We start from the raw sequence: 12,335 nt of genomic DNA, 5'->3' as shown, positions 1-12,335 counted from the left end.
TCGTGGGCAGCTGTAGGGTGTGGTGATGCCGAGCCCGAAGCTTGACCCCGTGGTGCTCTCTGATGAGGAACGGTCGGTGTTGACCGGGTGGGCGCGTCGCCGCAAGACCGCGCAGGCGCTGGCGTTGCGAGCCCGGATTGTGTTGCGCTGCGCCGAGGGCGGGTCGATCGGCGAGGTCGCCGGGGATGTGGGTGTCTCACGGAACACGGTGTCGAAATGGCGGTCGCGGTTTGCCGAAGACCGGCTGGAGGGTTTGTCGGATGAGCCTCGCCCTGGCCGGCCGCGCCTGATCACTGACGAGCGGGTGGACGTGGTGATCACCAAGACGCTGGAGGAAACGCCGGGCCAGGACACGCACTGGTCGACTCGCTCGATGGCCTCGGCCACGGGGATGTCGCAGTCAGCGATCTCGCGGATCTGGCGGGCATTCGGGCTCAAACCGCACGCGATCGAGACCTGGAAACTGTCCACAGACCCGCAATTCGTGGACAAGGTCCGCGATGTCGTCGGCCTCTACATGAGCCCACCCGAGAACGCGCTGGTCCTCGCGGTCGACGAGAAATCCCAGATGCAGGCGATCGATCGCACCGCACCGATTCTGCCGATCATGCCCCCCACCCCGGCACGGATGACCCACGACTACGTCCGGCACGGCACCACCAGCCTGTTCGCCGCCTTCGACATCTCCAGCGGCTCGGTGATCGCACAGCACTACCGTCGACATCGCCATCAGGAGTTCCTGCGGTTCCTGAAGCTGATCGATGCCGCGGTCCCGAAAGACCTGAACCTGCATCTGGTGCTGGACAACTACGCCACCCACAAGACACCCAAGGTCAAGGAATGGCTGATCCGGCACCCGCGGTTCCACCTGCACTTCACACCGACCAGCAGTTCCTGGCTGAACCTGGTCGAACGATGGTTCGCCGAACTGACCAACCGCAAGCTGCGCCGCTCAGCCCATCGCAGCGTCACCGAACTCGAACGCGACGTCCGGTGCTGGATCAACGAATGGAACGCCGACCCGAAACCGTTCGCCTGGACCAAGCCAGCCGACCAGATCCTGGAAACCCTCTCCGCATACTGACAACTAATTAACGACTCACGACACTAGAGATCACATTCCGCGACCTCGGGGGGAATCGTTGGCGACGAATCGGCGGCCGACCGCCAGTCCCGGACGTCGAGTCGCGACCGTGACCAACAAGACTTGGTGTCACAACGCGCGAACAGTCGATGCGGCGGGCCCTTACGCACCGCGCAGCTGCATGCCTCGAACCGGCCTCGCGTGGAGACCAGCACGGTCGCGGCGACTCAACAAGGTGGCGCACTGCAAGACATCAGGCACAAGGTAAACGTGGGGACAACTCGGGGACAGCGAGTCGAGCGACGGCGGAAAAACAGCAGGGCGCGAGCGACAAGGGCTTCATCAAGTTTCGCCGTTTTCGCACGTCAGGGGAGTGTCTGAGTCCTGGGGGTCAAGTGACCGCGGTGTAGCGATCGAGTTCCACGATCAGGCAGGCGCACCGCTGTGTTGTGTCAGGGCAGCGTCACTTGTCGAGCTGAGGTTGTGATCGGGGAGACAGTACGGATCCGGCGGGGTCCGTGCCTCTTTCCGTCGGTCGCCGTAACGCCCGCCCTCGGTTCGGCGATCTTGAGTCCGGCCCCCAGGGGAGAATCGCGTGCGCTGGCCGGGATCGTCGCAGGCCTGCTCGTTCTGCTGACGGGCTGCTCGCACGTCATCGACGGCCGGGTGGCACCGACCGCGAGCAACGCCTCCTTCGGGCACTGCTCACCTCGTGGTGGACGATGTCGGTGCTGCGGGCTGACCGCGGTCAGCCCCGGGTCAGGTCCGCCGACACCCTCCAGAGGCGCTCCGCGGTCGCCGGGTCGAGGGCCCATTCCTTTACCCCGTGCGGGTGGTCGGCGAGTTCGGCGTCGTCCGGCACCGTGTAGGCCTCTTGCGCGTCGTCGAGGTAGTGGCCGCCGGTGTGGGCGAACTGCGGGGCGACCGCAGCGACGACGCTCGTCGCTGCTCCCTGTTCGACCGTCTTGTAAGTGAAGATGCCCGCGGCTTCGGCCGCGGCGAGGGATTCCTTCTGGGCTGGGGTGAAGTTCCGCTGCAGTCCGGTGGCGACGCCACCGGGGTTGACGGTGTTCGCGAAGATCCCGTCGGCCGTCCAGCGGCGGGTTGCTTCCACCGCAAACAGCGAGTTCGCCGTTTTCGATTGGGCGTAAGCGATCTGAGGGTCGTATGCGCGGCGTGTGAAGTGCAGGTCTGCGAAGTCGACGCCGGCGCGCATGTGCGCCGTCGAACTGACCGAGACGATCCGCGCCTCGCCGCGGTCTGCGGCGCCGCGGGCGAGTGCCGCGTGCAGGCCGGTGGCCAGGGCGAAGTGCCCGAGGTGGTTCGTTGCGAACTGCAGTTCCCAGCCCTGCGCGGTGTAGGCCGGTCCGCCGGTGACGATGCCCGCGTTGTTCACCAGGAGGTGCAACGGCCCGTCCCACTCCTGCGCGAACTGGCGGACGGACATCTGGTCGGCGAGGTCGATCCGGGCGACACGCGAACGTGGCCCCAGGACCGCCGCGGCCGCGTTCCGGACCGCCAGGGTCACCTCGGCTCCCGCCGCGGCCAGCGCGCGAGCAGTTTCCGCGCCGATGCCGGAAGACGCCCCGGTGACGATCGCGCGGACGCCGGTGAGGTCGACGCCCGCCAGCACTTCGTCCGCGGTGCTGGTGGCGGTGAACGGCGTGGTGATGAGCTTTCGCGCGGTCATGCCGCGAACTATACAGACTAAACAGAACTTGTATAGTCAGATTGGGACCCGTAGAGTTGCCGCATGGCCGTTTCCGAAGCTCACGACGCCACCGAGGCCAGTCGCCGTGACACGGTGCTCGAGTCGGCGCTGCTGACGTTCGCCCGGCACGGGTACCAGAAGACCTCCATGGAGGAAGTCGCGCGCACGGCCCGGATCTCCCGGCCGGGGCTGTACTTCCTGTTCGCGTCCAAACAGGACCTGTTCCGCGCGGCGGTCACCCGGGCGCTTCAGCGGGACCTCGCTGCGGCAGAGGAGATCCTCGCCGAGGCCGGAAAGCCGTTGCGGGAGCGGCTGGTCGGCGCGTTCGACCGGTGGGCTGGCCGCTACGTCGGACCGATGAGCCGCGACATCCCGGACGTCATCGCTCAGAACCCGGACCTGCTCGGGCCGATCACCCACACGGCCCCGAAGCGTTTCGAAGAACTCGTCGTCGCCGCGGTGGGCGGGGAGTCGGCAGCCGGCGTCGCGCAGACCTTGATCAGCGCCTCGGTCGGGTTGAAGCACCAGGTGGCGACCCGGGAGGCGTATCTCGGCCGCATGACGACCGCGATCGGCCTCCTCGTCCACTAACGGCTCGCGGGCACAGCGTCGATCAGGAACATCGACTGGCACACGGACGATAGAAGTCGACCTAGCCGGTCGACTGCGCACAGGTGTCGCCACATTGCGGAAGGCTGGGCTTTACCCCGAGACGAACAACCTGTCACGCAAAGCGCGAGGCCGATGAATCGAACGCGATCGAGGGCGTGGGTCTAGTTTCAAAGAAGCAGCCGCGATCTTGAACTCAGACGCTGAACACCTGGCTCGACCAAGCCGCGCCCGTGGTCGCGGACGCGTTCATCAGGACGTGAGTCCGGTCCTCTCCCGTGGTGCATGGAGGTTCGGCGGCGGCTGAGATCAGTCACGCACCTCGCGCGGTCAAGACCGGACAGCGGGCATACTCACGGCCTGGCACGGTCTATGCCCGGTCCACACAGCCCATAGGTCAGCTTCCGTGCAGGTCAGAGGCCATTTCCGGGCTGGATTCAAAATGGGTCGCCACTGCGCGACAAGGGGCCGGCAGCGGACCTTGCCTGTAGCGGGCCAGTCGAGTGAATGCGCGAGGCGGGCCACGGCGCGATCCGTCCAATAGCGGCGCGAAGCACGACACGAACACAGGTCGAGACAGTGTGGCCTACTTGGCTGGTCCACAACTGGTCCACGCTGACGCGCACGCGTAGATCAACGGCACAAGTCAGCGCAGTCAGCAAAAGAGCCCGTGAGCAGCGAGTTTGCTGCCCACGGGCTCTTTGAATCTCCGGTCGGGCTGACAGGATTCGAACCTGCGACCCCTTGACCTTATTCGGCACCGTAGGGACCACCCGCTATGGACCCAGAACGGGCGGCTGACCTGCGAAATCTCGGTCATCGTTGGTGGTTGCCGGTAGGCCTTGAGTGGTGCCATATGGCATGCATGTGGCATGCGAGAGCACGCGGTCGATCATGTCTCGGTCATCTTCAGCGACTAGTCGACTACTAAGAGTAACATGCATGTCGCACTTGGTAACACGAGGCTCTGGTAGTGGTTTGCCTGACGGCTCCACCGGTCGTGGCGATAAGCTTACGCAGGCAACCTCGCGCAATGGAGAGAGTGGCGAATGCAAGGTAGTACTCCGCAGACATACACAATTGCCGAGTTCCTAAAATGGGACGATGACAAAGAGCTTGAGCTCAATCCGAAATTTCAGCGAGGTCCAGTGTGGGCTTCGCCAGCTCGATCATACTTGATCGATTCCATCTTACGCGGGTATCCAATTCCCAAGCTTCTTATTCGAACTTCTGTCGATCGTGACAGCAGGCGAACAATTCGTGATGTTGTTGATGGTCAGCAGCGAATGCGTACGATTATTGAGTTCGCAAACAACAAGCTAGTGCTTGGTGCTAAGGCGGGAGAGTATCAAGGTAAGCGATATGCAGACCTTGAGGATGAGGAGAAGGACGGATTCCTTTCGTATAAGCTGACATGTGAGCAGCTAATCAACGCAAGCGATGAAGACGTCTTAGAGACATTTTTGAGGATCAACTCGTACGCAGTCCCCGTCAATGCGTCCGAGTTGCGAAATGCGCGCTTCGACAATGACTTTACTGATATTGTGAAATCGATTGTCTTCCATGCTAAGCCTACATGGGAACTAGGAGTTCTAGCGAAGCGGGACCGGGTTCGAATGCTCGACCAGGCTGTCGTTGCCGAGGTTTTCGGATTCTTTATGGATGGCGTGCAAGATGGCGATGAGAACCGAATAAATAAGATCTACGAGACCATGGCGAAGATGCATAGGGAGGAATTTCCTGAACCTGAAAATGTTGCGTCGGTAATCAGAGAAACCACTGAATTGCTCACAGAATTTCCCAAGGAACCGATTGTCTCGAGGCCGCACTTTCTGATTCTGACGGCGTGTATTATGTATTCTCGGGGCTATCTGCCGACAGGGCGACTGAGCTTTGATGGTGTGCCGGAACCTCAGGCGTTACTTTTGGATCGCGACGCAGCCGTGGCGCGTCTTGGTGAGCTCAATGTGGCTCTATCCGGCGAGTCTGAGGAGATTGCAACTCAGTACGCTGCTTTGGTTGAAGCCAAGACTTCTACTCAGCGCATGCGCAGTCGGCAAGTTCGATTCGAGTATTTCTCGCGAGCACTTGCCGGTCTTCCAGCTGCGCAGAACAGCATGTGAGCGGTAAAGTGCCGCATCTTGGGGACATTAGCGATGCGTTCCGCCGCGAGGTTGATGAGATTGAGATCGCCTTTGCATCGTCGAATTCCTGTGACCATGTAACTCAGTTTTCGATGCAGTACGCCCCACATGTTGATGGTTGTGTTGTATCCCTCTGGGATGCTTGGAATAGGTTCCTTCGGGCAGTTGTCATGGCAAGTGCGGCTGGCAAAATATCCGGCTATTCGAAAGTCGCATACCAGCCGTCTACTGTGCTCAGTGAGAACGGGGTCCTGGCCTTCCTTGCCGCCAATAAGAAGCAGCTCGGGGTTAGACTAATTGACGGAGAGCCAAATTGGTATAACGTAAAGCAACTAGCGTCGATTGCGTCTGGCTTAGGTTTGCAAAATGCCTCACAAATCGTCGGATCAATTGGCGCGAGCAGCATAAGTCTTGGAGCGTCAGGCTCAATATCAAATCCTATTGAAGACGTTCGACTCGTCAGAAATTACATAGCTCATAAGACAAAATCAAAGATGGCGGAAGTTCAGCGCCTGTCGGGATTTGTACCAAATGGGCATGTTACGTTGTATCTTTGGTCAAAATCCTCTGGCGGCGTGGAGCGGTTTTCGAATTGGATTACTGCACTTAAAGCTGTTGCGGATTCTTGTTGTTCCTGAATTGACTACAAGTGGGTGGCCTCTCCGCCATCTCGTCGACCTGGCGTAGCCCGATCACGTCGTGTCAAGGGGGCACGTTCGAGCGGTCTAAAGCGTGCCGGCACGACTGCCCCCTTGACGCGGCGTGATAGCCCTTGTGGAGGTCGGCGAGATGGCGGCAGGACACTCACGAACGTGACGTGCCCGCTCTGCCACCCATCTCGGAGACCTGCCCGTCCGGCGAGGACATGTTCTTTCTTCTTGTCGTCGGCCCTCGGTGCAGCCGCCGGCCGGTCGCGTGGGTGCCGGAGGCGGGCCCCGCGCGTGCCGGCCGATAGCGGCGCGGCCCCGGAGGGGCCGCCTTGAACAAGAAAAGAAACTCTGAACACGGAGGTCACACCTGGCGCGGCGGAAGGTCCGATGCCGGAGTGAACGTGGCGCCACAGCGGAAGCATCGGCCGGCGTCGTAGGCCACGTCCGTATTGCCGCAATTCGGACAGCCGTGGAGCCTGGCGGGTGCTACTTCGCCGAAGTCGGTGAAGACCCGGGGCGCGTCTGGGCCGTAGGGGTGCTCGTGATCCACGGTGCCATCGGGCCGGATCTCGGTGGGCGCGTCGTCCTCTTCGGGGTGGTGCGACATCGAGCCGTGCTCCTACTTCGGTCGGTCCATCATGTACACGAACTCGTACCTGTCCGTGGGGAAGATGATGTCGGCCGCCTCGATGGGCACGAGGTCGTCCGAATCACCTTCCGTTGCCCGCACAGTCTGCCGGATCTCCATGACGGGCACGCCTGGCGGGATCGAGAGCTCGGCGGCCTCCGACGTGGTGGGCTGGCGAACGATGAGGCGTTCCTCTATCTGGCTCACGGTCCAGCCGATCTCGCGGAACCGCGCGTTCAGGCCGTGATTCCCGTGTGGGCCCTCGTGGGGATGCTCAATCACGGTCCCGCCGGTGATTCGGAGTGGCTCCCAAGACACGGACATGCTCATCGGCCGGTCGTCGGCGGAGATCTTGTACGTGGTGGCGGTGACTTCCTCGCCGGCTTCGATATCGAGCCGTTGGGCCACCCAGTCGGACGCCTTCTCGGTGTGAGTGGCGTGCTCGGCATGCGACGTCCTGCCGGCACGGCCAGCCTCTCGGACGTAGGTTCGTTCGTCCTGCTCGAAGTGCCGGTACGGCATGGTCCGGAGCATCACGTTCATCTCCGCGACGTACGTCCCCTTGCCGGGCACCGAGTAGACCAGGCCCTCGCTCTGGAGGACCTGGAGCGCCTTCTTACTCGTGATCATGCTGACGCCGTACTGCTCGCACAGGGCGGACGCGCTGGGGACGGGGTCGTCGACCTGCAGCAGGCCTTCACGGATCTTGTTCCGGACGTCCTCGGCGATCTGCGTGTACTGCGGTAGCGCCTTCTGCTGACTTCGGTCGTTGCTGGTCATCTGGCGGTGTCCTTAGTCCATTCGGGTGATCAGGCAGGTATGTTTTGACATACCAGGTATGGCGACGCATACTAGGTATGCAACACGATACCAGCTTCGCCCACACCTGGAGGGTCAACATGCAGGACATCTCGTGGTACAGCGGTCAGTTCAAGCTCATGGTCACGGAGGCTCCGACCATGAAGATGAGGGAGAACAAGAACAAGGAACTCGTCCCGGTCATCGACAAGGAGACGGACACGACCGCGTTCGTGGTGATGCTGTTCGCGAAGGCGAAGCAGCCGGGTCGGAACGGCCGGATCGGCAAGGGCGAGGAGATCAAGGTGACGCTGGCGACGGACCCGGGTGATGGGTTCGACGAGGGCACCTACGTGGAGTTGATCGACCCGGTGCTCAACACGTACCAGACGACGAACGACGAGGGCCGCATCACGGGTTCGGGCCTGTGGTTCAAGGCTCAGGGGATCAAGCCTGCCGGCTCGGGCGCGGTTCGCGACGCTGCCTAGTTCCGGCTCATGACCGGCGGGTGACCGGTCACGTTGCGGCTACCTCCCCGGCCGTGAGCGCACACAACACCCTGGAGCCCTTCCCAAGTCGGTTGGCTGCCCGTTTTCGAGTCGGGCAAGGGCGCTTTCTGTTGATTGAGAATTACACAGTGAGCCGATCCATGCCAAAAACGCGCCTGTTTGTGGTGGCGCGCCTCGATTCCCGCCCGATTTACGTGCGGGATTCCTGGGGTTTCACCAGAAACAATCGAGTATAGAGAGGAGTACGACATGAGCATTATTTCCCCTGGTCGGGACGGGTTGTCGACGTTTGACCCGTACGGGCCGAAGCGGGTGGCGTGATGCCTGACCACGTCTGTACCGCGAATTTCTGGCTTTCGCCTACTGGAATTGCCACGTGCACCGTGTGTACGCGGCAGTGGCACTACTTCGAATAGGGAGGATTGAAAACGATGGTGGCTGAATGGAGTCCGTTCGTGTTCTGGCTGGTGATCGTGGGCTGCCTCGCGGTGGCGTCACCGATCATGGCCGGGCTGACCATCGCGGCGGCGGTCACGGTGATGGTGGCGGGGAGGAAGCGATGAGCCGCCCCGTCCGCGTCGGCGTGGTGATCCGGATGCTCGCCGCCCGCCTGGAGCGTGAGCGCGCCGAAGCACTGACCGAACCGGTCGACGACATGGCTTGGCAGGCCGGCTACTGCGAGGGCCTGCGCTACGCCCAGCACGTCATCCGGAAGGAGAGCTGAGGATGCCGGAGATCCTGGCCATCATCCAGGCCGCGAACGTGGCCTACCGCAAGTTCACCGAGTCCAACCCGGACCGCGACATCCACATCGCGGTCGGCAACGCGGTCAAGTTCCTGACCGCAGACCTCACCTCGGCGGCCGAGCTGACCGCCACTACTCGCGAAGGGTAACGCCGATGCAGATCGGATTCATCAACCGGCGAGCACAGGAGCGGTACGGGACGTTCGTGTCCACCTTGGACCTGATCGCTGACGTGCTGCGCAACGTCGACCGGATCATCGACACCTACGACGAGGACGCCATGAGCGGCTCGTGGACCATCGCCACGAAGGACGAGCTCAAGGCACACCGCACGACCGCGTTCGACCAGCTCGACCACCTGCGCACGCTGGGCAAGAAGCATGAGGCGGAACTCGTCTCGCGGACCTGGAGGCTCTGACATGGCACACCAGATCGACCGCGCCGTCGACGACCTCGACTCCTGCCTCCGTCAGCTCAAGGACGCCATGCGCGGGATGCCGGTCAACCAGAACGGGTTCAAGGCCGCGCACGACCGGGCCGCCCGCGCGTTCGGTGTCCTCACGACCGAGCTGACCGACGCCCGCCCTGCCCTCAAGCCCTGATCAACCCGCCCCACCCCACCACTCGACGAGATCGGCCCCGCCCTCCACGACCGGAGGAGCCGGGGCCGTTTTCGTGCTACCGGAAGGACTACACGTCATGAGGCACCCCAAGTCGAACCGTAAGACCGGGACCGAGTTCAAGGGTCTCAAGTGGACCGCCCGCCACCCGGGCTCCGTGCTCGCCCCCGCCGGCCTCGTGGCCTCCGGGCTCGAACTGGGCTGGACCGCCACCGGCGGCGTCATCGGGGGCACCACGCTCGGGCTGTGCGCCTGGTACCGTGCCCACCCCGACACCTTCGACCACTACGCCGCTCCCCGGATGCGGGCCTGGCGTCGCCGCTGGTCCACCTACTTCGGGCCGCGCTTCAACCGGGCCCTGCGCGCGTGTGACCTCTACGTGGTCGACCGCCGCTCCGACGAGATCCGGTTCCCTCGCGTGGTCAAGGTGCGCTCGCACTCGCCCTCGGTGGACACGGTCACCTTGGAGATCCCGGCCGGCATGGGCCGCCGCGCGTTCGAGGACCGCCTCGAAATCCTCGCCGACGCCCTGCGGGTGGAGCGCATCGCCCTGGAGCGGGTCAAGCCCGGCCGGGTCGCGCTGGTCATCGAGCGGCACGAACCGTTCACCGAGACCATCCCCGCCCCGGACATGCCCGACGACGCGGCTGGCGCCGACCCGGGCGACATCTATATCGGCGAAACCGAGTACGGCGCCGAGTGGCGGCAGTCCATCCTCGGCAAGCAACTCTTCATCGCCGGCGCCACCGGTGCGGGCAAGAACTCGATCCCGCTGTCGCTGCTGCGTGGCCTCGCCCCGCTCATCCGGGACGGGCTCGTGCGGCTGTGGATCTGCGACCCCAAGCAGATGGAGTTCCGCAAGCTTGCCGGCATCGCCCACCGCTACGCCGACGAGGAAGCCGCCTGCGCGGAGCTGATCCACGACTACATCGAGGACATCCGCCGGGTACAGCGCGACTTCGCCGCCACCGGGCAGCGCAAGATCACGATGTCGCGGGAGACCCCGCTCAACCTGCTGATCATCGACGAGATCGGGGCCCTGCTCGCCTACGGCGACGGCACGATCGCCCGCACGATCCGCAAGGACCTCGCGGTGGGTGTCTCCCAGGGCCGCGCCACCGGCCACGGCACCGTCGCACTGGTCCAGGAGCCCACCAAGGACACCGTCCCGGTGCGTGACCTGTTCCCGATCCGCATTTGCCTGCGCGTCACCACGCAGTCGCATGTGGACATGGTGCTCGGGGAAGGCGCCCGCCTCCGTGGCGCACTCGCCGACGAGATCCCCGAGGGCGAGGAAACCGCCGGCATCGGGTTCGTCATCCGCCCGCGCTCCCGCGTCCCGCAGCGCGTGCGCTCCGCCTACGTCTCCGACCGCGAGATCGACGACATGGTCGCCTTCATCACGCGCGGCGTGACCGGCTCCCCGGCCCTGACAGTGGTGGCCTCGTGACCGAGAACTACCCCTGCGTCCTCAACGAAGCCCACTGGTACGTGCTCTCGAACTACATCGACACCGCCGACAACGACACGCAGATCGTCGCCTACAACTCGAACGCCGAAGGCCCGGCCCGGGTGTTTTACGAGCGATGCCGGGAGCGCGGGCAGGACGTGGAGCTGCAGCGTTGCTCGCCGGTGTTCGTCTCCCGCTGCGTGACCTGCGGTGAGGGAACGGGATCCAACTTCGACCCGATGCTCCTGCCCTTCCGCACCTGGGAGGCCGTGGTCGACGAGGTCGGCTGCTTCCCGGGCTGGATCGCCACCTCGGAGCAGCTCGTGTTCTGCCCCAATCACAACCCCGAGATCGAGGGGCGATGAACGAGAACTACCCGTGCGTCCTCAACGAGGTCCGCTGGTTCGTCATGCTGACCGGCACCAGCCCGGACCGCGAGGAAGCCACGCTCGTGATCTCGTCCGGCAGCGACGAGACCGCCGCCCGCGCTGAGTACGCCGTCCTCGCAGAACGCTACGGCGACGAGGACGTCACCTTCGAGCGTTGCTGCCCGATCTACGTCGCGCGCTGCGTCGTCTGCGGGGAAGGCCCCTGGCACGACGACCCAACCACCGACCCGCCGTTCCGGGAGTGGGACTACGTGCTCGACGACATCCGAGGCTTTCCCGGCTGGGTGGCCACCTCGGAGGAACAGGTGTTCTGCCCCATCCACGCATCCGACAAGGAGAACTGACCATGTGGCGTATCGGTTTCTACGTGTGGCGGACCTGGCTGTGGGTCAAACTCGCCGCCCCCGCCCTGCTCGTGCTGTTCCTGATCTACCTCGCTCAAGGCGCGTCCGGGCTGTTCTGGAGCGCCCTGGTCGTGTTCGGCTGCATTGCCCTGGGGGTCGGAATCGCACTGACGGCATTCCGGAACCAGGAGTTCGGCCCGGTCGGTCGGGAGCGTGTCCGATGATTCGGCAGACCGAGGATCCCGGACAGATGGGCCTCTTCGGCACCGTGGACCGGGCACCGGCCCCGACGTCGCGTCGTCAGTGCCCGCCGGCGAAACCCCCCGGACGCAAACCGGCCGGACACGTGGGCAACCCGCTCGTCGCCAAGGATGTGCTCGCCGAAGTCCGCGAGGGACGCTTCGCCCTCCTCGACGACACCGACCGCGTGATGGTGTTCGAGGACACCGACCGCGTCCGGCTGGCGCTGGAGGAGGACATCGTGATGCACCTGATGTCCATTGAGTACGTCCGCAGGGGCGCCAACCGCGACACCGTCACCGCCTACCACGGCGCCGTCCGCCGGCCGGTGACACCGCTCAAGCTCACGCCCCGAGGCCGGGACATGCTCCAGCGCTGGAGCAGCCTGGTCGGCTTCAAGTCCTGAAGGGACAC

At 63.8% G+C, this 12,335-nt stretch carries 17 protein-coding genes; 15 read left to right on the top strand and 2 right to left on the bottom strand.

The annotated features are described in order from the left end of the window. The first annotated feature begins 25 nt into the window (after positions 1-25). Complete coding sequence (locus tag ACFY1H_RS07580) at positions 26-1,084, top strand: IS630 family transposase (RefSeq protein WP_386945323.1); 1,059 nt, start codon at positions 26-28, stop codon at positions 1,082-1,084. 748 nt (positions 1,085-1,832) lie between these two features. On the opposite strand, the gene ACFY1H_RS07575 is transcribed toward ACFY1H_RS07580, so the two are convergent. After that, complete coding sequence (locus ACFY1H_RS07575; protein ID WP_366576393.1) at positions 1,833-2,774, bottom strand: SDR family NAD(P)-dependent oxidoreductase; 942 nt, start codon at positions 2,772-2,774, stop codon at positions 1,833-1,835. Positions 2,775-2,837: 63 nt separating this feature from the next. Here ACFY1H_RS07575 and ACFY1H_RS07570 point away from each other — a divergent pair, with 63 nt between their 5' ends. The 3 genes from ACFY1H_RS07570 to ACFY1H_RS07560 all read left to right on the top strand — a co-directional run bounded on the left by ACFY1H_RS07570 (position 2,838) and on the right by ACFY1H_RS07560 (position 6,186). Next, positions 2,838-3,386: a TetR/AcrR family transcriptional regulator gene (locus tag ACFY1H_RS07570; protein ID WP_386945321.1), complete on the top strand. Its 549-nt coding sequence runs from the start codon at positions 2,838-2,840 to the stop codon at positions 3,384-3,386. A 1,067-nt stretch (positions 3,387-4,453) separates the two neighbouring features. Further along, positions 4,454-5,527 carry a DUF262 domain-containing protein gene (locus tag ACFY1H_RS07565; protein ID WP_386945319.1) on the top strand — a complete coding sequence of 358 codons (1,074 nt, stop codon included), beginning with the start codon at positions 4,454-4,456 and terminating at the stop codon, positions 5,525-5,527. Then, the gene (locus ACFY1H_RS07560) at positions 5,524-6,186 is read left to right on the top strand and encodes a hypothetical protein (protein ID WP_386945317.1); all 663 of its coding nucleotides are present in this window, start codon (positions 5,524-5,526) and stop codon (positions 6,184-6,186) included. Before ACFY1H_RS07565 ends, ACFY1H_RS07560 begins: the two co-directional genes overlap by 4 nt. Positions 6,187-6,817: 631 nt before the next feature. On the opposite strand, the gene ACFY1H_RS07555 is transcribed toward ACFY1H_RS07560, so the two are convergent. Then, entirely contained in the window at positions 6,818-7,606 is a 789-nt protein-coding gene (locus tag ACFY1H_RS07555; RefSeq protein WP_386945315.1) for a GntR family transcriptional regulator, read from the bottom strand. A 119-nt stretch (positions 7,607-7,725) separates the two neighbouring features. Here ACFY1H_RS07555 and ACFY1H_RS07550 point away from each other — a divergent pair, with 119 nt between their 5' ends. The 11 genes from ACFY1H_RS07550 to ACFY1H_RS07500 all read left to right on the top strand — a co-directional run bounded on the left by ACFY1H_RS07550 (position 7,726) and on the right by ACFY1H_RS07500 (position 12,327). Next, positions 7,726-8,112: a hypothetical protein gene (locus ACFY1H_RS07550; protein ID WP_386945313.1), complete on the top strand. Its 387-nt coding sequence runs from the start codon at positions 7,726-7,728 to the stop codon at positions 8,110-8,112. A 452-nt stretch (positions 8,113-8,564) separates the two neighbouring features. Beyond that, a complete protein-coding gene (locus ACFY1H_RS07545; RefSeq protein ID WP_386945311.1) occupies positions 8,565-8,696 on the top strand; it encodes a hypothetical protein in 132 nt (43 codons plus the stop codon). Then, on the top strand, positions 8,693-8,857 hold the full coding sequence (locus ACFY1H_RS07540; protein WP_386945309.1) for a hypothetical protein: 165 nt from the start codon (positions 8,693-8,695) through the stop codon (positions 8,855-8,857). The genes ACFY1H_RS07545 and ACFY1H_RS07540 overlap by 4 nt, the downstream gene beginning before the upstream one ends. Before the next feature lie 2 nt (positions 8,858-8,859). Beyond that, positions 8,860-9,027, top strand: a complete 168-nt coding sequence (locus ACFY1H_RS07535; protein WP_386945307.1) for a hypothetical protein — start codon at positions 8,860-8,862, stop codon at positions 9,025-9,027. A 5-nt stretch (positions 9,028-9,032) separates the two neighbouring features. Continuing rightward, entirely contained in the window at positions 9,033-9,296 is a 264-nt protein-coding gene (locus ACFY1H_RS07530) for a hypothetical protein (RefSeq protein ID WP_386945305.1), read from the top strand. Position 9,297: 1 nt separating this feature from the next. Further along, positions 9,298-9,480, top strand: a complete 183-nt coding sequence (locus ACFY1H_RS07525; protein WP_386945303.1) for a hypothetical protein — start codon at positions 9,298-9,300, stop codon at positions 9,478-9,480. A gap of 97 nt (positions 9,481-9,577) precedes the next feature. Beyond that, entirely contained in the window at positions 9,578-10,948 is a 1,371-nt protein-coding gene (locus ACFY1H_RS07520; protein ID WP_386945301.1) for an FtsK/SpoIIIE domain-containing protein, read from the top strand. After that, the gene (locus tag ACFY1H_RS07515) at positions 10,945-11,313 is read left to right on the top strand and encodes a hypothetical protein (protein ID WP_386945299.1); all 369 of its coding nucleotides are present in this window, start codon (positions 10,945-10,947) and stop codon (positions 11,311-11,313) included. The genes ACFY1H_RS07520 and ACFY1H_RS07515 overlap by 4 nt, the downstream gene beginning before the upstream one ends. After that, entirely contained in the window at positions 11,310-11,681 is a 372-nt protein-coding gene (locus ACFY1H_RS07510; protein ID WP_386945297.1) for a hypothetical protein, read from the top strand. The genes ACFY1H_RS07515 and ACFY1H_RS07510 overlap by 4 nt, the downstream gene beginning before the upstream one ends. A gap of 2 nt (positions 11,682-11,683) precedes the next feature. Next, positions 11,684-11,905: a hypothetical protein gene (locus ACFY1H_RS07505; protein WP_366590462.1), complete on the top strand. Its 222-nt coding sequence runs from the start codon at positions 11,684-11,686 to the stop codon at positions 11,903-11,905. After that, positions 11,902-12,327, top strand: a complete 426-nt coding sequence (locus ACFY1H_RS07500) for a hypothetical protein (RefSeq protein WP_386945295.1) — start codon at positions 11,902-11,904, stop codon at positions 12,325-12,327. The genes ACFY1H_RS07505 and ACFY1H_RS07500 overlap by 4 nt, the downstream gene beginning before the upstream one ends. The last annotated feature ends 8 nt before the right edge of the window (positions 12,328-12,335 follow it).

It is taken from the genome of Amycolatopsis sp. NPDC001319 (assembly GCF_042896185.1).
Taxonomy (GTDB): Bacteria; Actinomycetota; Actinomycetes; order Mycobacteriales; family Pseudonocardiaceae; genus Amycolatopsis.
Note: the sequence above shows the minus strand (reverse complement) of the source record. Positions and strands in the feature narration are given on the sequence as shown.

Excerpts from the sequence above, each read along its gene's own strand:
- ACFY1H_RS07580 (WP_386945323.1), top strand. The coding sequence starts at position 26 with ATGCCGAGCCCGAAGCTTGACCCCGTGGTGCTCTCTGATGAGGAACGG.
- ACFY1H_RS07575 (WP_366576393.1), bottom strand. The coding sequence starts at position 2,774 with ATGACCGCGCGAAAGCTCATCACCACGCCGTTCACCGCCACCAGCACC.
- ACFY1H_RS07570 (WP_386945321.1), top strand. The coding sequence starts at position 2,838 with ATGGCCGTTTCCGAAGCTCACGACGCCACCGAGGCCAGTCGCCGTGAC.
- ACFY1H_RS07565 (WP_386945319.1), top strand. The coding sequence starts at position 4,454 with ATGCAAGGTAGTACTCCGCAGACATACACAATTGCCGAGTTCCTAAAA.
- ACFY1H_RS07555 (WP_386945315.1), bottom strand. The coding sequence starts at position 7,606 with ATGACCAGCAACGACCGAAGTCAGCAGAAGGCGCTACCGCAGTACACG.
- ACFY1H_RS07550 (WP_386945313.1), top strand. The coding sequence starts at position 7,726 with ATGCAGGACATCTCGTGGTACAGCGGTCAGTTCAAGCTCATGGTCACG.
- ACFY1H_RS07545 (WP_386945311.1), top strand. The coding sequence starts at position 8,565 with ATGGTGGCTGAATGGAGTCCGTTCGTGTTCTGGCTGGTGATCGTGGGC.
- ACFY1H_RS07540 (WP_386945309.1), top strand. The coding sequence starts at position 8,693 with ATGAGCCGCCCCGTCCGCGTCGGCGTGGTGATCCGGATGCTCGCCGCC.
- ACFY1H_RS07535 (WP_386945307.1), top strand. The coding sequence starts at position 8,860 with ATGCCGGAGATCCTGGCCATCATCCAGGCCGCGAACGTGGCCTACCGC.
- ACFY1H_RS07530 (WP_386945305.1), top strand. The coding sequence starts at position 9,033 with ATGCAGATCGGATTCATCAACCGGCGAGCACAGGAGCGGTACGGGACG.
- ACFY1H_RS07525 (WP_386945303.1), top strand. The coding sequence starts at position 9,298 with ATGGCACACCAGATCGACCGCGCCGTCGACGACCTCGACTCCTGCCTC.
- ACFY1H_RS07520 (WP_386945301.1), top strand. The coding sequence starts at position 9,578 with ATGAGGCACCCCAAGTCGAACCGTAAGACCGGGACCGAGTTCAAGGGT.
- ACFY1H_RS07510 (WP_386945297.1), top strand. The coding sequence starts at position 11,310 with ATGAACGAGAACTACCCGTGCGTCCTCAACGAGGTCCGCTGGTTCGTC.
- ACFY1H_RS07505 (WP_366590462.1), top strand. The coding sequence starts at position 11,684 with ATGTGGCGTATCGGTTTCTACGTGTGGCGGACCTGGCTGTGGGTCAAA.
- ACFY1H_RS07500 (WP_386945295.1), top strand. The coding sequence starts at position 11,902 with ATGATTCGGCAGACCGAGGATCCCGGACAGATGGGCCTCTTCGGCACC.